This is a genomic window from Pseudomonas sp. KH_040 (assembly GCF_057839305.1).
Genome location: NZ_CM174487.1, coordinates 3,867,514 through 3,891,434 on the forward strand (window position 1 = coordinate 3,867,514; position 23,921 = coordinate 3,891,434).

Sequence of the window (23,921 nt, forward strand, 5' to 3'; positions counted from 1 at the left end):
AGTGTTCAGGGATGGATTCGAAACCCTGGATCAGCGATCGTCCGTATGGATCGACGACGGATGCCGGCAGAGGCCATCGACCTCAATGTCCATGTAGGGAAACAGCGGCAAGCGCATCAGCGTGTCGTGCAGGGCCTCGACGCTCGGCACATCAAACACGCTGTAATTGGCGTAATGCCCGGCGATGCGCCACAGGTGTCGCCATACGCCGTCGCGTTGCAGCCGTTGCGCCAGTTCCTTTTCGTCCGCCTTGAGCCGGGTGGCCAATGACGGGTCCATATCGGCGGGCAATTTCACGGTCATTTTTACGTGGAACAACATGCTGATTCTCCTGATTCAGTGGCGACGAAAACGCGCCAGACGCTCTTCATCCAGCGTCAAGCCAAGGCCCGGGGTTCGCGGGATATGCAAGTGGAAATCGCGGTACTGCGGCGCTTCGCTGACGATGTCTTCGGTCAGCAGCAACGGGCCGAACAGTTCGGTGTCCCAGGTCAGCTGCTTGAGCGTGAGGAAGGCGTGCGCCGAGGCCAGCGTGCCGATGGAGCCTTCGAGCATGGTGCCGCCGTACAGCGCGATGCCGGCGGCCTCGGCGATCTGCGCGGTTCTGAGCACGGCTCGCGGGCCACCGTTCTTGGCAATTTTCAGGGCGAACACATTGGCGGCACCGTCAGCGGCGAGGCTGAAGGCATCCTCAACGCTTTCGATCGATTCGTCGGCCATGATCGGCGCCGGGCTGCGCTGATTCAGGCGAATCTGCCCGGAACGGTTGACCCGCGAGATCGGTTGTTCAATCAGGTCGATGCCGTTGTCACCCAGTACCTGACAGCCGCGAATCGCCTGGGATTCATCCCAGTACTGGTTAACGTCGACCCGCACACTGGCGCGTTCGCCCAAGGCTTTTTTGATCGCCACCACGTGTTTGAGATCCTGCTCCAGCGGGTTGGCACCGATCTTCAATTTGAAGATGCGATGGCGACGCGCTTCGAGCATCTGCTCGGCTTCGGCGATGTCGCGGGCGGTGTCGCCGCTGGCCAGGGTCCAGGCCACTTCGAGGCTGTCCCGTACGCGGCCGCCGAGCAGTTCGCTGACCGGCAGACCGAGGCGCTTGCCTTGGGCATCGAGCAGTGCACTTTCGATGCCGGACTTGGCGAAGGTGTTGCCCTTGGCGATCTTGTCGAGACGCTGCATCGCCGCGTTGATGTTATTGGCTTCCATACCGACCAAGGCCGGAGCCAAATGCGCGTCGATATTGGCTTTGATGCTTTCCGGGCTTTCATAACCGTAAGCGAGGCCGCCGATGGTGGTGGCTTCACCGATGCCTTCGATACCGTCGCTGCAACGCAGGCGCAGGATCACCAGAGTCTGCTTTTGCATCGTATGCATCGCCAGTTTGTGCGGGCGGATGGTCGGCAGATCAACGATGATCGTCGTCAGGTTTTCAATCAGGATTCGCTGCATGTCTGTGTCCCTTGAATAGTGCTCAACCGAGATCGCCGCCACCGACCGGCAAGGTCACGCCGGTGATGTACGAGGCGTCGTCAGAGGCGAGAAAGAGGATCGCGCCGACCTGTTCGTCGAGGCTGCCGTAGCGTTTCATCAGGCTGCTGTCGAGGGTTTGCGCGACGATTTCCTGGTACCAGGCCTGCTCCTGCGCCGACTGTTCGCTGGTGTTGCGCGGGATGCGTCGCGGCGGAGCTTCGGTGCCGCCCGGCGCGGTGGCGTTGACACGAATTCCGCGCTCGGCGTTCTCGAACGCCAGGCACGCAGTCAGGGCATTGATGCCGCCCTTGGCCGCGCCGTACGGCACGCGATTGATGCTGCGGGTAGCAATCGACGAGACGTTGACGATGGCGCCGCGCCCTTGCTTGAGCATGTACGGCAGCGCGGCGTGGCAACACCACAGCGTCGGGAACAGCGAGCGGCGCACTTCGGCTTCAATCTGGTCGACTTCGTAGTGCTCGAACGGTTTGGCCCAGATCGTGCCACCGACGTTATTGATCAGGATGTCGAGACGGCCGAAGGTGTTGATCGCTTCGGCCATGACCCTTGCACAATCGGCGTATTGCTCAAGGTCGGCGGTCAACGCAAGAACGCCCTCGCCTTGCAGTTCGTGAACCAGTTCAGAGCGATCAATGGCGACGACTTGCGCACCTTCGTTCAGTAGGCGTTCGCAGACGCGGCGGCCGATACCCTGAGCCGCGCCGGTGACCAGCGCGACCTTGTTGGAGAATCTGTTGTTCATGACAACCTCGAAAATAGGGGTCAGGCAGCCGCTGCGGCGAATTTTTCGTAGTAGAAATTCGCGGGGGTGATGCCCTGTTCACGAATGTATTGGCTGACCGCTTCAACCATCGGCGGCGGGCCGCACAGGTACACATCGACGTCACCTTCATTGAGATGGCGCGGCTCGATGTGCTGGGTGACGTAGCCCTTGAGCGGATGCGCACTCTGCGGATTGGCCACGCAGGCGCCGAAACTGAAGTTCGGGATGCGGGCGGCGAAGGCTTCGAGACGATCGAGTTCGACCAGATCGAAATCGTTGGTCACGCCGTAGATCAAATGCACGGGATGATCGCTGCCCTGCTCGGCGAGCTTTTCCAGCATCGCGGTGAACGGTGCCAGGCCGGTGCCGCCCGCCAACAACAGCAGCGGCCGCTTGATCTCGCGCAGGTAGAAACTGCCCAACGGCCCGGCCAGGTTCATGCTGTCGCCGGCCTTGGCCAACCCGGTGAGAAAGCTGCTCATCAAGCCGCCAGGCACGTTGCGGATCAGGAAACTGACCTCGCCGTTTTTCTGCAACGAGCTGAAGGAATAGGCGCGGGTCTGCTCGCTGCCGGGCACTTGCAAGTTGACGTATTGCCCCGGCAGAAACGCCAGTTTGCTCAGCGCTTCGCCCTTGATCGACAGCGCGATGGTGCTCTCGGACAACTGCCGGACAGCGCTGATCGACGCCTGGAAGTTCGCCTGTTCGGTCTTGCACACCTGCGAGCCGGCCGGCACGCGGACGACGCAATCGCTGGCGGCGCGCATCTGGCAGGTCAGCACATAACCTTGCGCGAGTTCATCGGCGCTCAAGGCGTCTTCAATGAAGTTGTCGCCCATGTCGTAACGCCCGGCCTCGGCGAAACATTTGCAGGTGCCGCAGGCGCCGTCGCGGCAGTCCAGCGGAATGTTGATGCCTTGGCGATACGCCGCATCGGCGACAGTTTCATGGCCACCCGCCTCGATGAAACGAGTGACGCCGTCTTCAAAATTAAGCGCAATCTGGAAATTCATGGTGCACCTCGCCGTGTCGACTAGATGTGGTAGATGTCGATGACTTGACGGACGTAATCGTTTTTCAGCACGACTTTCTTGGCCTTGATCAGCGGCTGTTCGCCACGCAGATCGAGGGTGTAGAAACTGCTGCCGAAGTAGCTGTCGGTGACCTGATAGCGAAAGCTCAGGGTGTGCCAGTTGAAGCGCACCTGGCACTGGTCTGCGCTGTGCTCGACGATTTCGATGTTGCTCAGGTTGTGCGAGGTGCGGGTGTCGGGAATGGTCGCGCTGGAGCGCTCGGTCTTGATCCGGAAAATGCGGTCTTCGAGGCCGCCACGGTTGCCGTACCAGATCAGCGAGATTTCGCTTTGCGGGTCCTCGGTGAGGGTGTCGTTGTCGTCCCAGGCCGGCATCCAGAAGGTCGCATCGGCGGCGTACAGTTCCAGCCATTGATCCCACTGGCCGTCATCGAGATAGCGCGCTTCGCGGTAGAGAAAATCGCGCACGGTTTCGTAGAGGTTGCTCATCACACGGCCTCCACAGGAATCAGTTGAGGTTCGGCGGCAGCGGCCTTGAGCATGGTTTCTTGCCAGTACTTGTGTTGCAGCACAAACAGGCCTTCGTCTTCGGTACGCATGCCGGAAAGCAGTGGTTTGAGGTCGATTTCTTCGGCGGCTGCGTCGGCACCTTCGACCCAGTGGGTGGCGCCACGGGACATGTCATTCCAGCCACGGCCAGCGCCATAACCGGTCTGGCACGAGCGGAATTCTTCCAGGTCATCCGGCGTGGCCATGCCGCTGACGTTGAAGAAGTCTTCGTACTGACGAATACGTTTGGCGCGCGCCTCGGCGCTCTCGCCTTTGGGGGCGATGCAGTAAATGGTGATTTCGGTCTTATCGACCGAGATCGGCCGGGCGATGCGGATTTGTGAGCTGAACTGATCCATCAAGTACACGTTGGGGTACAGGCACAGGTTGCGCGAGTTTTCGATCATCCAGTCGGCGCGGGCCTGGCCGAAATCACGGGCGAGTTCATCGCGGCGCTCGTAGGCCGGGCGGTCTTCAGGGTTGGCCCAGCGGGTCCAGAGCAGCAGATGACCGTGGTCGAAGGAGTAGAAACCGCCGCCCTTCTTCGCCCAACTGCCGGCGCTCATGGTTTTGATCGCTTCACCCGCTTCGCGCTGTTGACGCTGGTTCTGGGTGGCGGCGTAGTTCCAGTGCACCGAGCTGACGTGGTAGCCATCGGCGCCATTTTCAGCGGTGAGTTTCCAGTTGCCTTCGTAGATATAGGAACTTGAACCGCGCAGCACTTCCAGGCCTTCTGGCGACTGGTCGACGATCATGTCGATGATTTTTGCCGACTCGCCCAGATGTTCGGTGAGGGATTTCACATCGGCATTCAGGCTGCCGAACAGGAAGCCGCGATAGGACTCGAAACGCGCGACTTTGGTCAGGTCATGGGAGCCTTCGCAGTTGAAGCCTTGTGGGTAACCGGCTTCGCTCGGGTCCTTGACCTTGAGCAGTTTGCCGCTGTTGTTGAACGTCCAGCCATGAAACGGGCAGGTGTAGCTGGAGCGGTTGCCGGACTTGTGCCGGCACAACATGGCGCCGCGATGGCTGCAGGCATTGAGGAACGCATTGAGCACACCGTCCTTGTTGCGCGCGATGAAGATCGGCTGGCGCCCCATGGTGGTGGTGAGAAAATCGTTGTTGTTGGGGATCTGGCTTTCGTGGGCGAGGTAAATCCAGTTGCCTTCGAAGATGTGCGCCATCTCCAGTTCAAACAGACGCGGATCGGTGAACATCTCCCGCTTGCAGCGGTAGGCGCCCTTCTCCTTGTCTTCTTCAAGCATGGCATTGAGGTAGTCGATTCCCAGGGACATGGCCGGGGCCTCCATTGTTATTGTTCAGGCCAGGTCAGATTAGGGAGGCGATGCACGGGGCAATAGCCGAATCCTGCAGATCGCTATCCGTTTTGTGCAGGATGGCGCGGCAGATGATTCAGCATGTTTCGCGAGGGTTTAGTGCGGAGTGTCAGTGGCGGCGCTTGAAGGTCTGCGACGGCAGTTCGCCGAATTGCTGGCGATAGCTTTCGGAGAAGCGGCCCAGGTGCAGAAAGCCATAATCCAGCGCCAGTTCAGTGAGATTGCGCACCGGGCAGCTTGGGTCGCTGAGGCAGGTGTGGATGCGCGCCAGTTTGCGCTGGCGGATGTATTGCATCGGTGTGACGCCGAGTTGGCGTTCGAACAAAGCATACAGCGAGCGCGGGCTCATGCTCGCCTGCGCGGCCAGATGTTCAGCGGGCAGATCCTGTTTCAGATTGCGCTCGATGTAATCGACGATGCGCTCGAAGCTGACGTTCGGCGTGCTCAGGCACTCACGGCTGACATTGGTGTTCATCAGCGAAATCAGTTTGCTGCCGATGATCTGCGCGTAATGCTCCTGCACCCGCAGTAACGGATCGCTGACCTCGGCTTCCTGACAGATCATCGCCAGCAGGTTGGTGAAGCCTTCCAGCTCCTCCAGCCGATAGTGATTGCGCAGGAAACGGATACCGCTGGAGGGGTGCTGCCAACGCTGCTCGTCGCACACCGATTCGAGCACGCTGACCGGCACCTTGAGGATGAATTTTTCGCAATCATCCGAGTACGTCAGATCGACCGGATCATCCGGATTGATCAACAGCAACTCGCCCGGCACCAGATGCTGCTCGTGTTTGTGCCCGCGCCACAGGCAATTGCCGCGCAGCAAAACTTGTAAGTGGTAAACGGTCTCCAGTGCCACGGACGTCACGCGCACGCTGCCGCCATAGCTGATGCGGGCCAGATCGAGGTCGGCGAGTTTGCGATGGTTGAGGCAGGCTTGCGGGTGGGCGGTTCTGGACAGGCCGATGAAGTGCTGGCCGACGTGCTGGTTGACGTAGTCGGAGACGGCATAAGGGTCAGCGTGACGGAACACGCTGCTGCGATCGCTCAGCAGATGACTGTCCATGGGGCATTGCTCGTTGTTGTCGTTATTTTGGGATTACGGGGTTTCAGGCATCGCGACTCACAGTACGCCGGAGTTTCGAGGTGGGCAATTGGACGAAGGTTTGGGTGCTCGATAATCGAACGTTTTTTTGCGGATTACGGGGTGGTTTGAACTTGGCCTACACTTGCCAAAGAAATGCCCTACACGCAAAAAAATCCGACACAGAAAAATCCTACTTATGACAGTTTTAAAAAAACAAAAAAAGCCCGTTCCAGTCGAAACTGAAACGGGCTTCTCCCACCTCAACGGCCCTTACTTCAGGTCGTCAAAGTGGTCTCGCAGGAACTCGTAAAAGCGAAAGGCTTTAAACAATCTCCATACAAGGCTCAGCGTACGCAGCAAAAGCTTCATACGTTTTGGCCTCCAGGGCTGGGGGCCAAACCTCCAGCAAACTTACCGGATCATACTTGCCTTCAGCCTGCACGTTAAAGCAGCTAGTGAGGCGGCCGGTTGAAATCCCTCCGAAACATCATTCCGGCACGGGTGCAAAACCGTGTCAAAGGGCATGAAACCGTTTGGTCACCAGCCTGGCCTCACCGCTGCTCGAACAAGTGAGCGCCCGCATCATAACCTTCATTCAGAGGCTTTCAGGAAAAGTAATTTTCTGTTTTGTTAACCATTATTTCTGCCAGCTTTTTATGAAAATGAAATAGCGCAAACAACCAGTTTCTTACAAACTTTAACCTTGCAAGGGGGCACAAAGACTCCTACCATGAGCGAACGTTAAAGCAGCTAGTGAAGCAAAAAACCTCGGTCGCAAACCAAGGTTTACAAAAGAACCGCCCCGCAAAGGCGGTTTTTTTTCGTCTGCCTTTTCACTGCACCCGCCGATGAAAATCAGATCACAGCGCCCGCGCCCACGTCTGACTCACCAGATCCTTGCCAAATCTGTGAACCGCCTCCTCCTCCACCAGTTCAAACCCCGCCTGCTGATAAATCTTGCGCGCAGCCGTCAGGTTGCTGGTCGTCCACAAGGTCATTTTCTGGTAGCCAATCTGCCGGGCAAAGCGCAGGCACTCCTCGACCAGACGACTGCCAATGCCCAAGCCCCGCGCGCTGGCGTCGACGTAGAGCATGCGCAGTTTGGCGGTCGTTTCATCCTGGCGGACGATAAACACAGAGCCAATAACCTTGCCGTCCTTTTCCGCAATCCAGCAGCGCTCGCTTGTCGGGTCGTAATCACGCAGGTACTTGGCGACCACCTCGGCCACCAGTGTTTCGAACTCCGAATTCCAGCCGTATTCGCGGCTATACAGCGCGGCTTGCTGTTGCATCACCGTGCCCATGTCACCGGGCTGCGGATCGCGTAACACGTAGTTCGAATCCTTGTTGCCTTGCAGCAGTGTCTGGATCAGCGTCATGGCGCCGATCAGACGTTTCTGCTGCGGTTCAGGTAATCGCTTGAGCATGGTGACGATCTGTTCACGGGAAGCCTTTTCCAACGGGATCAGAATTTCACGGCCCAGCTCGGTAAGGCGCAATTGCGCGGCGCGGGCGTCGGTCGGCGACGGGACTTTCTGGATCAGGCCACGCTTCTCGAAACCACTGATGATGCGACTCATGTAGCCGGCGTCCAGTCCAAGCATCTGGCGTAGATCGGCGCTGGTCAGGTCGCCACGCGAGGCCAGCTCATACAAAATGCGCAGCTCAGTCAGCGAGTAGTCGCTTTGCAGCAAATGCTCCTGCAATACGCCGATCTGATGGGTGTAAAAACGATTGAAGCCGCGCACAACATCGGCTTGCTCGAGGAGATGGCTGCTGGACATGGCAAACACTCAGATAATTGCTTAAAGCAACTATATATTTGCCAAAAGCAACCATGTCAACAGAAAGCTATCGACATTTGGCCAATACCACCTGACAGGTGTCCGGCGTGCCCCCGGAGCGCCCGGCATAACGGATGCAGTTGTTCAACGATTTCTGCCGGGCCATGTTCAGGCTGGAGCCCCAGGCCAGACCGCCCTCGCCGACCGTCGGCAAGGCTTTGGCGTAGCAGGCATCGCCAACCCCCGAGGGTGGATAGTGTTTTCGGCTGGAGCAGCCTGCGCCAAGCGTCAGGCTAAGCCCGATCAGGGTGAGCATGCCCCAGAGCGAGCATCGGTTAATCATCGCATTCCACCTGCCGGCAAAGGGGTCGTGACCTGCAGAGTCTAGTCCCCTCACCTGCACAAATCTTCTAAACGTCGATGATCATTGCGCGGTATTTTATGGGGCCGCACCTTTCAATGGCGAACTCTGGAGCCTCCGTGGATAAACGCAACTGGATCGAGCTGTCCCAGGATGTCGACACCGGGATTGAATCGATTCGCGCTCACTTTGAGGGCCATGCCTACGATCCGCACTGGCATGACAGTTTCCTCGTCGGCGTCACCGAGCAAGGTGTGCAGCAGTTCAATTGCCGCCGCATGCGCCATCGCAGTACGCCGGGCAACGTGTTCCTGCTGGAGCCGGGGGAAATCCACGATGGGCAAGCGCCTACCGAGGAGGGTTTTACCTATTCGATGCTCTACCTCGATCCGCATTGGCTTGAGCGTGAAATGCACGCGCTGTTCGAAGATGCACCGTCCGACAGCCAGCCCGGTTTTGCCGATACGCTGAGTCAGGACCCGCGTCTGGCCACAGCGATCAGTCACGCTTTTCATGCGTTGCATGACGGCGATCTGCGCATTGTCCGCCAGACCGCCATCGATGGCTTGCTCGGCTCGCTCACGCGCCATCTCGCGTGGCGCAAACGCCAGGATTTCGATCCTCGCCTGCCGATGGTGGCGCAATTGGCGCGCGATTATCTGCACGCGCATACCTATGAAGATATTGGCCTCGATGATCTGGCTCGTGTCTGCGGTGTGGATCGCTTTCGTTTGAGTCGTGCATTCAAAACAACCTTTGGCCTGGCCCCACACGCGTACCTGATCCAGCTGCGTCTGGCCAAGGCGCGTCAGTTGCTGGCTCGGGGGGAAACGCCGGCGCAGGTCGCCAGCGTGCTCGGTTTTGCCGACCAGAGTCATCTCGGTCGCTGGTTCCGTCGCGCCTACCAACTCACCCCCGCCGACTACCGCAAGCGCTGCTCAAACCTTCCAGACTGACACACGCCGACTGGCAATCATGGCTTCCTGTATTTACTTTCAGGGAATCCGGATCATGGCGTCATTATTGCCCTTCCTGCTATTCGCTTTCGTTGCCTCGATTACGCCGGGGCCGACCAATATTCTGGTGTTGAGCCACAGTTCGCGCCAAGGCCTGCTCGCCACGTTGCCGATCATTTTTGGCGCCTGCGCGGCGGCGGCACTGATTGTATTGGTGGTCGGCCTCGGTGCCGGCGAAACCTTGCTGCGCTACCCGCGCGTGCAGCAAGCCATGGCCTGGGGCGGTGTGCTCTGGTTGAGCTGGCTGGCGTGGCAGATCTTTCGCAGCGCGCCGCCATCGCTGGACCCGGCTGAGACGCAGGCCGAAAGTTTCAGCGTGCTGGGCGCGGCCATGCTGCAACTGGTCAATCCCAAGGTGTGGATGATGGCCGTGGCGGTGGTCAGCGTATTTGTCGGCGGTGGTGACAAGACGCTGCGATTGTTGGTGTTGTCGCTGGCGTTTTTGCTGGTGTCATTGCCATGCATGACGTTCTGGGCGTTGCTGGGTGTGGGCAGTGCTCGCTTGATGGAATCGCCCAAGGCGTTCAAGCGCATGAACGCGACACTCGCGTTGTTGCTGCTGCTCTCGGCATGGCTGACAGTACTGGCATGACGCCCTTGTAGGAGCTGCCGAAGGCTGCGATCTTTTGATCTTGATCTTATAAAACAAAATCAAAAGATCGCAGCCTTCGGCAGCCCCTACAGTGCTCTTCAATAGCCATTTCATCAAGGTGAGGTGGCCTGCCGATACTCACGCGGAGTAAACCCGGTCGAGGCCTTGAACTGGCGGGTGAAAGCGCTGTGATCGGTGTAGCCGCATTGCAGCGCCACATCGGTAATCGGCAGGTCGGTATGCAACAACCGGTGCGCGTGTTCGAGCCGCACTTTCTGGATCATCTGCCGTGGTGTCAGGTGAAATACCCGTTTGCAATAACGCTCCAGTTGCGCCACAGAGATACCGGCGATGCGGGTCAGTTCACCGAGGGTGACGCGGCGATTGAAATTCGCGCGAATATGCTCATCGACCGCCGCCAGCCGTTCGAATGCCGGGTGCGTTTCACTGGCCGATTGCAGGTCAACCGAGATTCCCGCCAGACCAATAATGACCCCGTCACGGTTGTACAGCGGCTGCTTGTGCGTCAGGCACCAGCCCGGTTCGCGACTGCCGTACAGATGCAGTTCCAGCTGATCCTCCAGCACAAAACCCTCCTCCAGCACTTTGCGATCCTGCTCGGTGTAACCCGGTCCGAGTTGTGCCGGGAACACCTGCGCACTGGTTTTGCCGAGCAACGGGCGCAAATCCTTCAAGCCACAGCGTTGCACCAGCGTGCGGTTGGCGAGCACGTAACGGGCCTGCACATCCTTGATGAAAATCGCCGCATTGGGGATCACATCAAGCATCGGCAACAACAGCGCGGCGCCGGCCAAGAGTTCCTCCAGTGTCTGCGGACGCTGGCCATTCATGCCTTGAGCCAGGATCGAAAACGCCTGCTGCATCAGAGATTCCCCTCGTAACGTGGATCGACCAAGTCCCCGCCATGCGGCGTTCGCGTGCAGATTGCAGCATCGTTCAAGGCGTGTCGAGGGCCGTGTTTCATCGGCGCCATTGTGCTGATTTCGTCATCGAACCCGCGGCAAAACATCAATCGCCACACCGTTGATGAGTTCAAAGTCTGGCCGTCCGAGTGACACAACTGCCTATCCAATAACTCACAAGAAGGCGATGCCATGTCAGGCCAAGGCAAGTTCAAAAAACAGCTTTCACTGATCGACCTCACATTTATCGGGCTGGGGGCGATCTTCGGTTCCGGCTGGTTGTTCGCGGCCAGTCATGTGTCCGCGATTGCCGGGCCGGCGGGGATTTTTTCCTGGCTGCTGGGCGGCTTCGCCGTATTGTTGCTGGGCATCGTCTACTGTGAACTCGGCGCTGCACTGCCGCGTGCCGGTGGCGTGGTGCGTTATCCGGTGTACTCCCACGGGCCGTTGCTCGGCTACTTGATGGGTTTTATCACCCTGATTGCGTTTTCCAGTCTGGTGGCGATCGAAGTGGTTGCTTCGCGCCAATACGCGGCGGCATGGTTTCCCGAGCTGACCAAGGCTGGCAGCGGCGATCCGACGATCCTCGGGTGGATGGTGCAGTTTGGTCTGCTCTGCATTTTCTTCCTGCTCAACTACCGCAGCGTGAAGACCTTCGCCAAGGCCAATAATCTGGTCAGCGTATTCAAATTCATCGTGCCGTTGCTGGTGATCGGTGTGCTGTTCACCTTCTTCAAACCGGCCAACTTCCACGCGCAGGGTTTCGCCCCGTTCGGCTTGTCCGGTATCGAAATGGCGGTGTCGGCGGGTGGCGTGATTTTCGCTTACCTGGGGCTGACGCCAATCATCTCCGTGGCCAGTGAAGTGAAGAATCCGCAGCGCACTATTCCCATCGCGCTGATCCTCTCGGTGCTGCTGTCGACGTTGATTTATGTGCTGCTGCAAATGGCCTTTCTTGGCAGCATCCCGACCGAAATGCTCGCCAATGGCTGGGCCGGGATCAGCAAAGAGTTTTCCCTGCCGTACCGCGACATTGCACTGGCACTGGGTGTGGGTTGGCTGGCTTATCTGGTGGTCGCCGATGCGGTGATCTCGCCAAGCGGCTGCGGCAACATCTACATGAACGCCACCCCGCGCGTGATCTACGGTTGGGCGCAGACCGGCACCTTCTTCAAGGTCTTCACCCACATCGACGAAAAATCCGGCATCCCACGTCCGGCGCTGTGGCTGACCTTCGCCCTGTCGGTGTTCTGGACCCTGCCGTTTCCGTCGTGGGAGGCGCTGATCAACGTGGTCTCCGCTGCGCTGGTGTTGAGCTACGCCGTGGCCCCCGTGTCCGTGGCCGCGCTGCGCCGCAATGCGCCAGACATGCCACGGCCGTTCCGGGTCAAGTGCATGGGCGTGCTCGGGCCGGTGTCGTTCATCATCGCCGCGCTGATTGTCTACTGGTCGGGCTGGAACACCGTGTCGTGGCTGCTTGGCCTGCAGATTCTGATGTTCGTCGTCTATCTCCTGTGCGGCCGTTTCGTGCCGACCGCCCACCTCAATCTGGCCCGCCAGGTGCGTAGTTCAGCGTGGCTGATCGCCTTCTACGCGGTGACCATCGTGCTGTCGAAACTCGGCACCTTTGGTGGCCTCGGCATCCTCGCTCATCCGTTCGACACGATCGTCGTCGCCGCATGCGCCACCGGCATTTATTACTGGGGCGCCGCGACCGGTGTGCCGGCGCATCTGCTGCGTCTGGAAGACGATGATGAGGAAAGCGAAATCGCCGCCCCCGACTCGACCGTGGCTGCGCGCCCTGCCGGCGCCTACTGAAATCACCTAAAGGAATCTATTCATGAAACGAGTACACGTCATTGATTCCCACACCGGCGGTGAGCCCACGCGTCTGGTGATGACAGGCTTCCCCGACCTGCCCGGCAACAGCATGGTGGAAAAACGCGATGCGCTGCGCACTCAGCATGACCAATGGCGCCGCGCCTGCCTGCTGGAGCCTCGTGGCAACGATGTGCTGGTCGGCGCGCTGTATTGCGAGCCGGTCTCGCCGGACGCCACGTGCGGGGTGATTTTCTTCAACAACGCCGGTTATCTGGGCATGTGCGGCCACGGCACCATCGGCCTGATCAATTCGTTGCAGTACTTGGGAAAAATCCAATCGGGCATCCACAAAATCGACACGCCAGTCGGCCCGGTCAGCGCCACGTTGCATGAGGACGGCTCGGTGACATTGGGCAACGTGCCCGCCTACCGCCATCGCAAACAGGTGCCGGTGGACGTGCCGGGAGTCGGTCAGGTATTGGGCGACATCGCCTATGGCGGCAACTGGTTTTTCCTCGTCTCCGAGCACGGCCAGACATTGACGATGGACAACGTCGAACACCTCACGGCGTACACCTGGGCAATGCTCAAGGCCCTCGAAGATCAGGGCATTTACGGCGAAGACGGCGCCGTCATCGATCACATCGAACTGTTTGCAGACGACGCCGTTGCCGACAGCCGCAACTTCGTCATGTGCCCTGGCAAAGCCTACGACCGCTCTCCGTGCGGCACCGGCACTAGCGCCAAACTCGCCTGCCTCGCGGCCGACGACAAACTGCAACCCGGCGCCACCTGGGTGCAGGCAAGTATCACCGGCAGCCAGTTCGAAGGCCGCTTCGAATGGGACGGCGAGCGAGTGCGCCCGTTCATCACCGGCCGCGCTTACATGACCGCCGACAGCACCTTGCTGATCGACGAAGCAGACCCGTTCGCGTGGGGCATCTGAGCCTCCGCGCAGACTTTTCACCGCAATTTGAATGATGTGCCAAGGAGTTAAAACAATGAGCGACAACATCTTCACCGGTTGCATGCCGGCCCTGATGACCCCGTGCACCGCCCAGCGCAAACCGGACTTCGACGCCTTGGTGGCCAAGGGTCGCGAACTGATCGATATCGGCATGAGCGCCGTGGTCTATTGCGGTTCCATGGGCGACTGGCCGCTGCTGACCGAGGCCGAGCGTCAAGAAGGCGTGGCGCGTCTGGTCGCGGCGGGCATCCCGACGATCGTGGGCACCGGCGCGGTGAATTCCCGTGAAGCGGTCTCCCATGCGGCGCACGCGGCGAAAGTCGGCGCGCAGGGTTTGATGGTGATTCCGCGCGTACTATCCCGTGGTGCTTCGGCGACTGCGCAAAAAGCCCACTTCGCCGCGATTCTGCAAGCCGCGCCGAACCTGCCGGCAGTGATCTACAACAGCCCTTACTACGGTTTCGCCACTCGCGCTGACCTGTTCTTCGAACTGCGTCGCGAGTACCCGAACCTGATCGGCTTCAAGGAATTCGGCGGTGGTGCTGACCTGCGTTACGCCGCCGAAAACATCACTTCCAAGGACGATGATGTGACCTTGATGGTCGGCGTCGACACGCAAGTGGTCCACGGTTTCGTCAACTGCAACGCCACCGGCGCCATCACCGGCATCGGCAACGCCCTGCCCCGCGAAGTGCTGCAACTGGTGGCGCTGAGCAAGCAAGCGGCCAAGGGCGACGCCAAGGCCCGTCGTCAGGCCCGGGAACTGGAATCGGCGCTGGCGGTACTGTCGTCGTTCGATGAAGGCTGCGACCTGGTGCTGTATTACAAACACCTCATGGTGCTCAACGGCGACAAGGAATACACCCTGCACTTCAACGAAACCGATGCGTTGAGCGATTCGCAGCGGCGGTATGCCGAGAAGCAGTATTCGCTGTTCCGTCACTGGTACGAGAACTGGTCGGCGGAACAGAACTTCGCCTGACACCTCAGCCTCACCTGCCGCGATGCGTTTTGCTACGCGGCAGGCATTTCCCTTTTATCAGGAAGACACCATGACTTTGACGGGCCACATGCTGATCGGGCAGCACACGATTGCCGGCAATCGCAGCGCCATTCGCGGGATCAATCCGGCCACCGATGAAGCGCTGCAACCAGCGTATGCCGGTGGCTCGGCCGGGCATGTCGAACAGGCCTGCGCGTTGGCTTGGGCCGCATTCGATGTTTATCGCGAGACACCCCTGAATGTCCGCGCCGAATTCCTTGAAGGCATTGCCGGGGAAATCGAAGCCCTGGGCGATGAGCTGATCGACCGTGCCCACGCGGAAACCGGCCTGCCGCACGCGCGACTGCTGGGCGAACGCGGGCGTACTTGCCAGCAATTAAGAATGTTCGCCCGCACGGTGCGAGCCGGTGAATGGCTGGATGTGCGTGTCGATAGCGCGCTGCCGCAACGTCAACCGCTGCCGCGCGCCGATCTGCGTCAACGGCAGATTGCGCTGGGACCGGTCGCGGTGTTTGGCGCAAGCAACTTTCCGCTGGCGTTCTCAGTGGCGGGCGGTGATACCGCATCGGCACTGGCCGCCGGTTGTCCGGTGATCGTCAAGGCGCACAGTGCGCATCCCGGCACCAGCGAACTGGTCGGCCGCGCGGTGGCCCGGGCGGTAAAAGCCTGTGGCTTGCCGGACGGCGTGTTTTCCTTGTTGTACGGCTCCGGCCGCGAAGTGGGCATTGCGCTGGTCACAGATCCACGGATCAAAGCGGTGGGTTTCACCGGTTCGCGCAGCGGCGGTCTGGCGTTGATTCAAGCAGCGCAGGCCAGACCAGAACCGATTCCGGTGTACGCGGAAATGAGTTCGATCAATCCGGTGCTGTTGTTTCCAGCGGCGCTGGACAATCGCACGCAAGCTTTGGCTGAAGGATTCGTGGCTTCGCTGACATTGGGCGCGGGCCAGTTCTGCACCAATCCGGGATTGGTGATCGCGTTGAAAGGACCGGCGCTGGACAAATTTATCGCCGCCACCGCCGAGACCATTCAGCGCAGCCCGGCGCAGACGATGCTGACACCGGGCATCTTCAGCGCCTACGAGGCTGCCGTGAATGCGCTTGCCGAAAGTGCCGATACGCGCATCGCCGGCGTTGGCCAGCCCGGCAGCGGCCCAAACCAGTGTCAGGCCCATGTATTCGTGACCGAGACCGCCGACTTTCTCGCCGATCACCGCCTGCAAGCCGAAGCGTTCGGTGCGGCGGCGCTGATCGTGCAATGCGAAAGTGAAGCTGAAATCCGTCAGGTCACCGAGCTTCTGGAAGGCCAGTTGACCGCCACGTTGCACCTGGATGACCAAGACCTGGAACAGGCGCGTGCATTGCTGCCGACGCTGGAGCGCAAGGCCGGTCGCTTGCTGGTCAACGGCTGGCCCACCGGGGTCGAGGTGTGTGACGCTATGGTTCACGGCGGGCCGTTCCCGGCCACATCCGACTCGCGCACAACATCCGTTGGTACGGCGGCGATCCTGCGTTTCCTGCGCCCGGTCTGCTATCAGGACTTCCCGGACAGCTTGCTGCCTGACGCATTGAAACAAGGCAATCCGCTGCAATTACGGCGTCTGCTTGATGGCCACAGGGAAGTGCAGCGCCATGGTGAATAACGTCTCCCACGACATCGCCGTGGTCGGCGCCGGCATCATCGGCGTCGCCTGCGCGCTGCGTCTGGCTCGCCAGGGTTTGCGCGTGGTGGTCATCGATCAGCAGCAACCCGGCCACGGCGCCTCATTCGGCAACGCCGGGCATCTGGCGACCGAGCAGGTGTTTCCGATTGCCGACGCGTCCATCCTCAAGCGCCTGCCAGCCATGCTGATGGACCCGATGGGGCCGTTGCGGCTGGACTGGAAATACCTGCCACGCGCCCTGCCATGGTTCACCCGGTTGCTGCTGAATCTGCGGCCGGCGCCTTTTCAGAACACCGTAGCAGGCTTGCGCGCGCTCAATGAAAGCAGTCTGGAGGCCTGGCAGCGCTTGCTCGCCGACATTCAGCGGCCCGACCTGTTGAAGATCGATGGCTCGTTACTGGTGTTCGAACGTCCCGAATCGCGTCAGGCGATCCAGACATTGCAGAGCCGATTGCTCCAGCAGCAAGTGCCGGTCGACTACTGGCAGGCCGGCGCCATACGCGAAACCGCGCCGCAACTCAGCGAACAGATTCAGGGCGGTTTGTTCTTCCCGCGCACCGGGCATTTCATCGATCCATATCGCGTGGTGTGCGAACTGGTCGAAGCGGCCAAGGCCAGTGGTGTGAGTTTTGTGCAGCAACAGGTTCAGGGCGGCCATGTACAAGAGCATGGTGTTGCGCTGATCACCGGCAATGGCGCTCTGACTGCAAGCCGCGTGCTGATTGCCTGCGGTGCACATTCGGCGAAACTCACCGCCGCCCTCACCGGCAAAAAAGTACCGCTGGACACCGAGCGCGGTTACCACCTGATGCTGCCGCAGGAACATGATCGACTGCCCTTCCCCGTGACCTCACTGGAGCGCAAGTTCATCATGACGCCGATGTCCGAAGGCTTGCGCCTGGCCGGCACCGTCGAGTTCGCCGGTCTGGAGAAGCCACCGAGCATGGAACGCGCATGGCAGTTGCATCGATTGAGTCAGGGCTTGTTTCGCAAGGATCTGAGTGCTGAAGCAGCGACGCCGTGGATGGGCTTTAGGCCATCGTTGCCGGATTCGTTGCCGGTGATTGATCAGGTCTGTGGGGGCAAGGTGTTGCTTGCGTTTGGGCACCAGCATCTGGGGCTGACACAGGCGGCGGTGACGGCGGAGATGGTGGTGAGGATGACGCGCGCAGATGCAATCCCGGCAACGGCTTTGCCAAGTGGCACGCCCTATCGACTGGCACGTTTCTGACGGCCACAGAACAGCAAGATCGACGGTGAGCGTGCTTAGCCGGCAGACACCGTTTTTTCTGAACATCACGAGCGCCTGATAGGAATAGGCAAGGCTCCAAGACAAACCGGCATAGGTGAGCGCTTGGGTGATGGCTACCATGACGTCACACCCGAGTCATTGGAGACCGTCATGAAACCAAGCAAAACCCTGTTCATCACCGGCGTCAGCAGCGGTTTCGGCCATGCACTGGCCAAGGAAGCCATTGCCAACGGCCACCGCGTGATCGGTACTGTGCGCAATGAATCCGACCTGAAAAACTTCCAGGCGCTGTCCCCGGACAACGCTTACGGGGTGCTGCTGGACGTCACTGATTTTGAGCGGATCGACAGCGTCGTTGCACAAGTGGAAGCCACTCACGGTCCCGTCGACGTGCTGATCAACAACGCCGGTTACGGTCACGAAGGTATTTTTGAAGAATCGCCGCTGGAGGACATGCGCCGTCAGTTCGACGTCAATGTGTTCGGCGCGGTCGCCATGACCAAGGCCTTCCTGCCCTACTTCCGCCAGCGTCGCGCCGGCCGCATCCTCAACATCACCTCCATGGGCGGCACCATCACGATGCCCGGCATCGCCTATTACTGCGGCAGCAAATTTGCGCTTGAAGGGATCTCCGATACCCTGAGCAAAGAGCTGCGGCCCTTCAATGTCTTCGTCACGGCGGTGGCACCTGGCTCGTTTCGCACCGACTGGGCCGGCCGTTCGATGCAACGCACCGCGCGCAGCATTGCCGACTACGACGCCAGTTTCGACCCGATCCGCCAAGCCCGGGAAGCAAAAAGCGGCAAGCAGCTCGGCGACCCGCAAAAGGCTGCGCAAGCAATGCTGCAGATCATCGATTGCCCGGAGCCTCCCGCCCATTTGTTACTCGGCAGTGATGCGTTGGGGCTGGTGCGTGACCGCCTGCAACAGGCGCTCGACGAGATTGATCAATGGCAAGCGCTGAGTTGCTCCACCGATCACTGAGAGAGAAAACAATGACGCCGGCCGATGGCAGCACCGCGCGCATGGTGCAACTGATGGAAGTCCTCGCACCGGTCGAGGGCTACAACCTCAGCGTGCTCGATGATGTACGCTTCCTGCGCTCGAATCGCCCACTGACCCGCACACCAGTGTTGTACGACCCCGGCATTGTCATCCTCTGCCAAGGTCGCAAGCGCGGTTATCTGGGTGAGGACACCTACGTCTATGACGCGCAGCATTATCTGGTGGTGTCCGTGCCCATCCCCTTCACCATGGAGACCGACGCCACGGCAGCCGAGCCGATGCTCGCGATTTACATGCAACTGGACTTTCAGTTGGCCAGCGAGTTGATGTTGCAAGTCGATGAGGTGCATGGCGTCAGCGATGCTGAGCCGAAGGGCATGTATGCCTCGCCGATGGACGACGCGCTGCGCACCACGACCTTGCGTTTTCTCGAGGCGATGAGCGTCGCCAGTGAAGCGAAAATTCTCGGACCGGCGCTGGTGCGTGAGATCTATTACCGCATTCTCACGGGCGAGCAAGGTGGATCAATGCGTGCGGCGCTGCATCGTCGCGGGCATTTCGGCAAGGTGAGCCGGGCGATCCGCAAGATTCACAGCTGCTATCAGCAGCGCCTCGACGTCGAGCAATTGGCCCGCGAAGCGAGCATGAGCGTACCGAGTTTTCACCTGCACTTTCGCAGCGTGACCGATACCTCGCCGATGCAATACCTGAAGTCGACACGCCTGCATCAGGCGCGGCTGCTGATGCTGCGCCAAGCCATGAGCGCATCGGCAGCAGCGTTTGACGTGGGTTATGAAAGCGCCTCGCAATTCAGTCGCGAGTTCAAACGGTTTTTCGGCCGCACGCCGCAGGCGGAGATTGAATGGATGAAGGCGACGTACTCATTGCCGCCGCCGACAACGCCTTCCGAGTTTGTTTCGTCGCACTAGACCGGTCACTTCGCGGGATGAAGCGCCGCGCCGTGGTGCATCGCCAGATGCCCGGTCTTGTCACTTTTGACTTGGTACTGCGGCTCGTCCTTTGAAGCAGGCCGATGGCGGCCCATGAACTCGACATCCCGGGTGTGCACCTTGACAACCTTGCCGCGAATCTCCCCGGCCTCGCTGTTCCAGTGAACCGCGTCGCCGACCTTGAATGGCGTGCTCATGGTCTGTCCCCACACTGATTCAATCCGGTCATTGCGACCCAGGATGCTCGCTCGACACCGAGTTGTTGGCCGCCACATCCGTCATGTCTTCATCGACCGGCGACTCTTCATCGGCGGGCAACGGAACCTCGGCCGGGTTGCGTTTCGGATCATGCCCCGTCTCATTGTCCGTCGTGCGTGTCACGTCTTGCTGTGACCGGTTGCCCGGTGCATTTTCATCGATGTCCATGCTTGTTTCTCCGTTCTTGTACGCGGGATATCCGCGCTTAAACGTGAGAGGCAACGGCACAGCGCAAGTGCCGGGCACTGGACGAACGGTGCTCTAACGAAAAAGCCTGCCGTTCAGGGCAGGCTCTCGCTTGGCGATTAAAATAACCGTGCCGGGCCAGCCGGAGGCTAATCGTAAAACGCCTCAACCAACACCCGACTGCCGACAAAAAAACTGTCCGCCACCAACCGCAACGGCTGCACATCCAGGTCACTGGCCTTGTCGCCAATCAACTGCTGAAAATGCCGATAAACCGCCGCGTACTCACCCTCCTCCGACACAGCCTGGCGCACACCGTCAATGCTCAACAACGCGCCGCCGTTATCCAGGCGCAACACACCTTCGGCGCAGCGAACCTCAATACTCCACAGCTCATCGTGCCCATGGTCAAAATCAAACTCCGCACGCACATCGAGGCGGCGGGCGTCAGACATTTGGATCGACGCGGCTATCGGCGACTGGCAGTTGTTCGGTACACGCAGTTCAGCGGATTCGACAAACAGCGGCAGCTTCAGCAGATGGGTGACGATCGATAAGGCATTGATGCCCGGGTCGAACACGCCGAGGCCGCCGGGTTGCCAGATCCAGGCCTGACCGGGGTGCCATTTGCGCACGTCTTCTTTCCAGTCGATCTGCACGCTTTGCAGGGTGCGCGAAGCGAGCCAGTCGCGGGCGGCTTCGATGCCGGGTGCGTAGCGTGAATGCCAGGCAAACAAAGCACTGACGCCCTGCTCGGCAGCCTGATCGACCAAGGCCAGCGCTTCGCCCAAGGTGGCACACGGCGGCTTTTCCACCAGTACGTGTTTGCCGGCGGCCAGTGCTTGCTGCACCAGGGCGAAACGCCCTTGCGGCGGTGTGCAAAAGGCAATCGCATCCACCGACGGGCCGTTTTCCAGCAATTCACTTAAGGATTGGAAGTTTTCCACGCCTGCGCAAGGCTTGCCTTGGGTAGCGACGGAGACCAAGTGGAAGGCGGGATTGGCGAGGATTGCCGGGACATGTTGATCCTGGGCAATCTTGCCGTAGCCCACCAGACCGAGACGGATTGGTTGCATCAATGACTCCTGTTTTGATTTTGTTGTCGTCAGTGAACCGGGAGATTACCTGCAAACGCCACGAGCGTCTGTCCGCGCAATGTCACAACAACGCACAGGATCAGGCAAGGATTGCACAGGAATGCGCTAGTGCCCGCAGCGCGGGAACAGAAACAATGCCTTACGACAAACCGATCGAGGATGTTCCCATGCTTGTACAAGCCTACGGTGCCCACGCGGGCGACAAACCCCTTGAGCCAATGCAGATCAACCGCCGCGCGCCGGCCGCCCATGATGTGCAGATCGATATCGCCTTTTGTGGCATCTGCCATTCGGATCTGCACCAGGTGCGCGCGGAATGGGCCGGCACGCAATTCCCGTGCGTACCGGGGCACGAAATCGTCGGTCGCGTTTCGGCCGTCGGCGCGCATGTCGCGGACTACAAGGTCGGTGATCTGGTCGGCGTCGGTTGCATCGTCGACAGCTGCAAACATTGCGATGACTGCGAAACCGGGCTGGAAAACTATTGCGACGGCATGATCGGCACCTACAACTTCCCGACCCCGGACGCACCGGGCTGGACGCTGGGCGGTTATTCGCAAAACATCGTCGTGCATGAACGCTACGTCCTGCGTATTCGCCATCCCGAAGCGCAACTGGCTGCCGTCGCGCCGCTGCTGTGTGCCGGCATCACCACTTACTCGCCGCTGCGCCACTGGAACGCCGGTCCCGGCAAAAAAGTCGGTGTGGTTGGCATTGGTGGCCTCGGCCACATGGGCATCAAACTGGCCCACGCCTTGGGCGCCCACGTGGTGGCGTTCACCACCTCTGAATCCAAACGCGAAGCGGCGAAAGCGCTGGGCGCCGATGAAGTGGTGGTGTCGCGCAATGCCGAAGAAATGGCCGCCCACGCCAAGAGTTTCGACCTGATCCTCAACACCGTCGCCGCGCCGCACGATCTCGATGCATTCCTCGTGCTGCTCAAGCGTGATGGTGCGTTGACGCTGGTCGGTGCGCCAGCCACTTCGCACCCGTCGCCGAACGTGTTCAACCTGATCATGAAACGCCGCACGATTGCCGGCTCGATGATCGGCGGCATCCCTGAAACCCAGGAAATGCTGGATTTCTGCGCCGAGCACGGCATCGTCTCCGACATCGAACTGATCCGCGCCGACCAGATCAACGACGCCTACGAGCGCATGCTCAAGGGTGACGTGAAGTATCGTTTCGTGATCGACAACGCAACGTTGGCCGGCTAAGCCTCAGCGCCCATTGGCCGTTCAGCGCAGCCAATGGGCCATTGAATTCCGTCGCCGGGATTTGACAGGCCCGGCGTTGCTCGCCAGAGTCGCACCCCTTTGCCGGCCATCAAGGGGTTGCCGTTGAACGAACAGACATTGTCCATGCGCCTTGAGCGCGTGGCTGCCCACGTACCTGCCGGTGCTCGGCTGGCGGATATCGGCTCGGATCACGGCTATCTGCCGGTGGCGCTGATGCGTCGTGGTTTGATCAGCGCGGCCGTGGCTGGCGAGGTTGCGGCGACGCCGTTCCACGCGGCCGAACGCACCGTGCGCGAGAATGATCTGCAACAGCACATCAGCGTGCGCCTGGCCAATGGCCTGGCGGCGATTAAACCTGCCGACGGGATCACCGCCATCACGATCTGCGGCATGGGCGGTGAGACCATCCGCGACATCCTCGACAGCGGCAAGGCCCACCTCAACGGCCAGGAACGTCTGATCCTGCAACCCAACGGTGGCGAACAACCGCTGCGCCAGTGGCTGATGGAAAACGGCTACCGCATCCTCAGCGAAGAGCTTCTGCGGGAAAACCGCTTCGACTACGAAATCATCGTGGCCGAACGCGCAGCCCCCGTGACCTACACCGGTCAAGAACTGTACTTCGGCCCGCTACAGATGCAGGCACGCAGTCCGGAGTTTCTGGCCAAGTGGCAACGGATACTGAACGAAAAGCAAAAGACCCTCGGTCAGTTCGCCCGGGCGCAGCAGGCTTTGCCCGAGGCGAAGGTACGAGATGTCACGCGACAGGCTGAATGGATCGCGCAGTTGCTGGCTTGAGAAGCCGTGGCCGGCGAGGTGCGCATGCGCCAATTCCCATTACAGCACTCAGCTGACGACCGCACCTTTCGGGCCACTGGCAATCAGCGCAGCGCCACAGGCGGTTTTCATGCCATCGAGCGCGATAGGCGTGCCATCGACGGTGTAGGTGCTGCTGCCCTCGGCAATCGGGAATATCCCTTTGCACAACGGGCAACTGACGTTGTGCCCGACCCCGGCAATGGGTTTGCCGTTGAGGTCAGTCTGCGAGAAGGCTTCGAGGACCTTGCCACCGTGAGTGGTGGAGTCGCCCAAGCGGATAGCGTCCTTCATTGTTGTCACTCCTTTGACAGACGAAATTGATCCACGCGATCAATCAAGCGTGAAACCGGTGACGATCCGGTTTCAATGTTGCTTACTCGGCCATCCAGACGTCTTCATAGCCGGCTGTATCGATGATGAATTTTGCGCCAGTGGGCAGACAGAGATAATTCACAACCTCGGGCAGCATTTCACTCAGGTGGTGAATATGGACAGGCTTGTAGAAGTCATCCGCGTCCGAGAACTCACCACAGTGAATAAACCAGCTGATATTGCCGTCTTCCGGCAATTGAACTCTTGTGCCATAAATCGGCGACTTGCCAAGCGAGTCAATAGCGATCGCGACCATCTCTTCGGGCGGTTGCACAGGCATTCCATACTTGCTACAGATTTTTTCCTGCGCTTCGTCCAGACAAACAGCGTCAGCCTTTTGCATAA

At 59.9% G+C, this 23,921-nt stretch carries 26 protein-coding genes; 11 read left to right on the forward strand and 15 right to left on the reverse strand.

What is annotated here, in order from left to right; genetic code table 11:
* Positions 1-30: 30 nt before the first annotated feature.
* From catC to AC3IUF_RS17270, 9 genes are all read right to left on the reverse strand, one after another.
* A complete protein-coding gene (catC, locus tag AC3IUF_RS17230) occupies positions 31-321 on the reverse strand; it encodes a muconolactone Delta-isomerase (RefSeq protein WP_095111915.1) in 291 nt (96 codons plus the stop codon).
* Between the two features lie 15 nt (positions 322-336).
* Complete coding sequence (locus AC3IUF_RS17235) at positions 337-1,458, reverse strand: muconate cycloisomerase family protein (protein WP_489278750.1); 1,122 nt, start codon at positions 1,456-1,458, stop codon at positions 337-339.
* Positions 1,459-1,480: 22 nt separating this feature from the next.
* Positions 1,481-2,242, reverse strand: a complete 762-nt coding sequence (locus AC3IUF_RS17240; protein ID WP_489278751.1) for a 1,6-dihydroxycyclohexa-2,4-diene-1-carboxylate dehydrogenase — start codon at positions 2,240-2,242, stop codon at positions 1,481-1,483.
* 20 nt (positions 2,243-2,262) lie between these two features.
* Positions 2,263-3,276: a benzoate 1,2-dioxygenase electron transfer component BenC gene (gene benC / locus AC3IUF_RS17245; protein ID WP_489278753.1), complete on the reverse strand. Its 1,014-nt coding sequence runs from the start codon at positions 3,274-3,276 to the stop codon at positions 2,263-2,265.
* A gap of 20 nt (positions 3,277-3,296) precedes the next feature.
* Complete coding sequence (gene benB / locus AC3IUF_RS17250; RefSeq protein WP_489278755.1) at positions 3,297-3,785, reverse strand: benzoate 1,2-dioxygenase small subunit; 489 nt, start codon at positions 3,783-3,785, stop codon at positions 3,297-3,299.
* The gene (gene benA / locus AC3IUF_RS17255; RefSeq protein ID WP_489278756.1) at positions 3,785-5,140 is read right to left on the reverse strand and encodes a benzoate 1,2-dioxygenase large subunit; all 1,356 of its coding nucleotides are present in this window, start codon (positions 5,138-5,140) and stop codon (positions 3,785-3,787) included. The genes benB and benA overlap by 1 nt, the downstream gene beginning before the upstream one ends.
* Positions 5,141-5,291: 151 nt before the next feature.
* Entirely contained in the window at positions 5,292-6,248 is a 957-nt protein-coding gene (locus AC3IUF_RS17260) for an AraC family transcriptional regulator (RefSeq protein ID WP_489278757.1), read from the reverse strand.
* A gap of 881 nt (positions 6,249-7,129) precedes the next feature.
* Complete coding sequence (locus AC3IUF_RS17265; RefSeq protein ID WP_489278758.1) at positions 7,130-8,053, reverse strand: bifunctional helix-turn-helix transcriptional regulator/GNAT family N-acetyltransferase; 924 nt, start codon at positions 8,051-8,053, stop codon at positions 7,130-7,132.
* Between the two features lie 67 nt (positions 8,054-8,120).
* A complete protein-coding gene (locus AC3IUF_RS17270) occupies positions 8,121-8,396 on the reverse strand; it encodes a hypothetical protein (RefSeq protein WP_095111907.1) in 276 nt (91 codons plus the stop codon).
* Positions 8,397-8,533: 137 nt separating this feature from the next.
* Between AC3IUF_RS17270 and AC3IUF_RS17275 the strand changes: the two genes are divergently transcribed.
* Positions 8,534-9,370, forward strand: a complete 837-nt coding sequence (locus AC3IUF_RS17275; RefSeq protein WP_489278759.1) for an AraC family transcriptional regulator — start codon at positions 8,534-8,536, stop codon at positions 9,368-9,370.
* A gap of 55 nt (positions 9,371-9,425) precedes the next feature.
* A complete protein-coding gene (locus tag AC3IUF_RS17280; RefSeq protein ID WP_489278761.1) occupies positions 9,426-10,022 on the forward strand; it encodes a LysE family translocator in 597 nt (198 codons plus the stop codon).
* Between the two features lie 113 nt (positions 10,023-10,135).
* On the opposite strand, the gene AC3IUF_RS17285 is transcribed toward AC3IUF_RS17280, so the two are convergent.
* The gene (locus AC3IUF_RS17285) at positions 10,136-10,906 is read right to left on the reverse strand and encodes an AraC family transcriptional regulator (protein WP_093430807.1); all 771 of its coding nucleotides are present in this window, start codon (positions 10,904-10,906) and stop codon (positions 10,136-10,138) included.
* Between the two features lie 231 nt (positions 10,907-11,137).
* On the opposite strand from AC3IUF_RS17285, the gene AC3IUF_RS17290 reads away from it, so the two are divergent.
* From AC3IUF_RS17290 to AC3IUF_RS17320, 7 genes are all read left to right on the forward strand, one after another.
* Positions 11,138-12,763, forward strand: a complete 1,626-nt coding sequence (locus AC3IUF_RS17290; protein WP_489278762.1) for an APC family permease — start codon at positions 11,138-11,140, stop codon at positions 12,761-12,763.
* A 22-nt stretch (positions 12,764-12,785) separates the two neighbouring features.
* Positions 12,786-13,712 carry a 4-hydroxyproline epimerase gene (locus AC3IUF_RS17295; protein WP_489278763.1) on the forward strand — a complete coding sequence of 309 codons (927 nt, stop codon included), beginning with the start codon at positions 12,786-12,788 and terminating at the stop codon, positions 13,710-13,712.
* A 55-nt stretch (positions 13,713-13,767) separates the two neighbouring features.
* On the forward strand, positions 13,768-14,715 hold the full coding sequence (locus tag AC3IUF_RS17300) for a dihydrodipicolinate synthase family protein (RefSeq protein ID WP_150750952.1): 948 nt from the start codon (positions 13,768-13,770) through the stop codon (positions 14,713-14,715).
* A gap of 70 nt (positions 14,716-14,785) precedes the next feature.
* Positions 14,786-16,378 (forward strand): aldehyde dehydrogenase (NADP(+)), encoded by a 1,593-nt coding sequence (locus AC3IUF_RS17305; protein ID WP_489278764.1) that lies wholly within the window; start codon positions 14,786-14,788, stop codon positions 16,376-16,378.
* Positions 16,368-17,630 (forward strand): NAD(P)/FAD-dependent oxidoreductase, encoded by a 1,263-nt coding sequence (locus AC3IUF_RS17310; protein ID WP_489278766.1) that lies wholly within the window; start codon positions 16,368-16,370, stop codon positions 17,628-17,630. The genes AC3IUF_RS17305 and AC3IUF_RS17310 overlap by 11 nt, the downstream gene beginning before the upstream one ends.
* A gap of 171 nt (positions 17,631-17,801) precedes the next feature.
* On the forward strand, positions 17,802-18,635 hold the full coding sequence (locus AC3IUF_RS17315) for an oxidoreductase (RefSeq protein ID WP_095111901.1): 834 nt from the start codon (positions 17,802-17,804) through the stop codon (positions 18,633-18,635).
* Positions 18,636-18,646: 11 nt separating this feature from the next.
* Positions 18,647-19,585, forward strand: coding sequence for an AraC family transcriptional regulator (locus AC3IUF_RS17320; protein ID WP_489278767.1), 939 nt, complete (start codon positions 18,647-18,649; stop codon positions 19,583-19,585).
* A 5-nt stretch (positions 19,586-19,590) separates the two neighbouring features.
* Here the strand turns inward: AC3IUF_RS17320 and AC3IUF_RS17325 are convergent, their stop codons facing one another.
* From AC3IUF_RS17325 to AC3IUF_RS17335, 3 genes are all read right to left on the reverse strand, one after another.
* Positions 19,591-19,803, reverse strand: coding sequence for a hypervirulence associated TUDOR domain-containing protein (locus tag AC3IUF_RS17325; RefSeq protein WP_007916042.1), 213 nt, complete (start codon positions 19,801-19,803; stop codon positions 19,591-19,593).
* Positions 19,804-19,831: 28 nt separating this feature from the next.
* Complete coding sequence (locus AC3IUF_RS17330; RefSeq protein WP_007916036.1) at positions 19,832-20,032, reverse strand: hypothetical protein; 201 nt, start codon at positions 20,030-20,032, stop codon at positions 19,832-19,834.
* A 167-nt stretch (positions 20,033-20,199) separates the two neighbouring features.
* A complete protein-coding gene (locus AC3IUF_RS17335) occupies positions 20,200-21,126 on the reverse strand; it encodes a Gfo/Idh/MocA family protein (RefSeq protein ID WP_007916034.1) in 927 nt (308 codons plus the stop codon).
* Positions 21,127-21,314: 188 nt separating this feature from the next.
* Here AC3IUF_RS17335 and AC3IUF_RS17340 point away from each other — a divergent pair, with 188 nt between their 5' ends.
* A complete protein-coding gene (locus AC3IUF_RS17340; RefSeq protein ID WP_007916032.1) occupies positions 21,315-22,364 on the forward strand; it encodes an NAD(P)-dependent alcohol dehydrogenase in 1,050 nt (349 codons plus the stop codon).
* A gap of 123 nt (positions 22,365-22,487) precedes the next feature.
* Positions 22,488-23,183, forward strand: coding sequence for a tRNA (adenine(22)-N(1))-methyltransferase (locus tag AC3IUF_RS17345; RefSeq protein WP_489278769.1), 696 nt, complete (start codon positions 22,488-22,490; stop codon positions 23,181-23,183).
* A 48-nt stretch (positions 23,184-23,231) separates the two neighbouring features.
* On the opposite strand, the gene AC3IUF_RS17350 is transcribed toward AC3IUF_RS17345, so the two are convergent.
* Positions 23,232-23,495, reverse strand: a complete 264-nt coding sequence (locus AC3IUF_RS17350; RefSeq protein ID WP_123376776.1) for a PAAR domain-containing protein — start codon at positions 23,493-23,495, stop codon at positions 23,232-23,234.
* Positions 23,496-23,577: 82 nt separating this feature from the next.
* A complete protein-coding gene (locus AC3IUF_RS17355) occupies positions 23,578-23,919 on the reverse strand; it encodes an immunity protein Imm33 domain-containing protein (protein WP_489278771.1) in 342 nt (113 codons plus the stop codon).
* Positions 23,920-23,921 lie beyond the last annotated feature (2 nt).

Coding starts and splice junctions, on each gene's coding strand:
- catC (WP_095111915.1), bottom strand. CDS start 321: ATGTTGTTCCACGTAAAAATGACCGTGAAATTGCCCGCCGATATGGAC.
- AC3IUF_RS17235 (WP_489278750.1), bottom strand. CDS start 1,458: ATGCAGCGAATCCTGATTGAAAACCTGACGACGATCATCGTTGATCTG.
- AC3IUF_RS17240 (WP_489278751.1), bottom strand. CDS start 2,242: ATGAACAACAGATTCTCCAACAAGGTCGCGCTGGTCACCGGCGCGGCT.
- benC (WP_489278753.1), bottom strand. CDS start 3,276: ATGAATTTCCAGATTGCGCTTAATTTTGAAGACGGCGTCACTCGTTTC.
- benB (WP_489278755.1), bottom strand. CDS start 3,785: ATGAGCAACCTCTACGAAACCGTGCGCGATTTTCTCTACCGCGAAGCG.
- benA (WP_489278756.1), bottom strand. CDS start 5,140: ATGTCCCTGGGAATCGACTACCTCAATGCCATGCTTGAAGAAGACAAG.
- AC3IUF_RS17260 (WP_489278757.1), bottom strand. CDS start 6,248: ATGGACAGTCATCTGCTGAGCGATCGCAGCAGCGTGTTCCGTCACGCT.
- AC3IUF_RS17265 (WP_489278758.1), bottom strand. CDS start 8,053: ATGTCCAGCAGCCATCTCCTCGAGCAAGCCGATGTTGTGCGCGGCTTC.
- AC3IUF_RS17270 (WP_095111907.1), bottom strand. CDS start 8,396: ATGATTAACCGATGCTCGCTCTGGGGCATGCTCACCCTGATCGGGCTT.
- AC3IUF_RS17280 (WP_489278761.1), top strand. CDS start 9,426: ATGGCGTCATTATTGCCCTTCCTGCTATTCGCTTTCGTTGCCTCGATT.
- AC3IUF_RS17285 (WP_093430807.1), bottom strand. CDS start 10,906: ATGCAGCAGGCGTTTTCGATCCTGGCTCAAGGCATGAATGGCCAGCGT.
- AC3IUF_RS17290 (WP_489278762.1), top strand. CDS start 11,138: ATGTCAGGCCAAGGCAAGTTCAAAAAACAGCTTTCACTGATCGACCTC.
- AC3IUF_RS17295 (WP_489278763.1), top strand. CDS start 12,786: ATGAAACGAGTACACGTCATTGATTCCCACACCGGCGGTGAGCCCACG.
- AC3IUF_RS17300 (WP_150750952.1), top strand. CDS start 13,768: ATGAGCGACAACATCTTCACCGGTTGCATGCCGGCCCTGATGACCCCG.
- AC3IUF_RS17305 (WP_489278764.1), top strand. CDS start 14,786: ATGACTTTGACGGGCCACATGCTGATCGGGCAGCACACGATTGCCGGC.
- AC3IUF_RS17310 (WP_489278766.1), top strand. CDS start 16,368: ATGGTGAATAACGTCTCCCACGACATCGCCGTGGTCGGCGCCGGCATC.
- AC3IUF_RS17315 (WP_095111901.1), top strand. CDS start 17,802: ATGAAACCAAGCAAAACCCTGTTCATCACCGGCGTCAGCAGCGGTTTC.
- AC3IUF_RS17320 (WP_489278767.1), top strand. CDS start 18,647: ATGACGCCGGCCGATGGCAGCACCGCGCGCATGGTGCAACTGATGGAA.
- AC3IUF_RS17325 (WP_007916042.1), bottom strand. CDS start 19,803: ATGAGCACGCCATTCAAGGTCGGCGACGCGGTTCACTGGAACAGCGAG.
- AC3IUF_RS17330 (WP_007916036.1), bottom strand. CDS start 20,032: ATGGACATCGATGAAAATGCACCGGGCAACCGGTCACAGCAAGACGTG.
- AC3IUF_RS17335 (WP_007916034.1), bottom strand. CDS start 21,126: ATGCAACCAATCCGTCTCGGTCTGGTGGGCTACGGCAAGATTGCCCAG.
- AC3IUF_RS17340 (WP_007916032.1), top strand. CDS start 21,315: ATGCTTGTACAAGCCTACGGTGCCCACGCGGGCGACAAACCCCTTGAG.
- AC3IUF_RS17350 (WP_123376776.1), bottom strand. CDS start 23,495: ATGAAGGACGCTATCCGCTTGGGCGACTCCACCACTCACGGTGGCAAG.
- AC3IUF_RS17355 (WP_489278771.1), bottom strand. CDS start 23,919: ATGCAAAAGGCTGACGCTGTTTGTCTGGACGAAGCGCAGGAAAAAATC.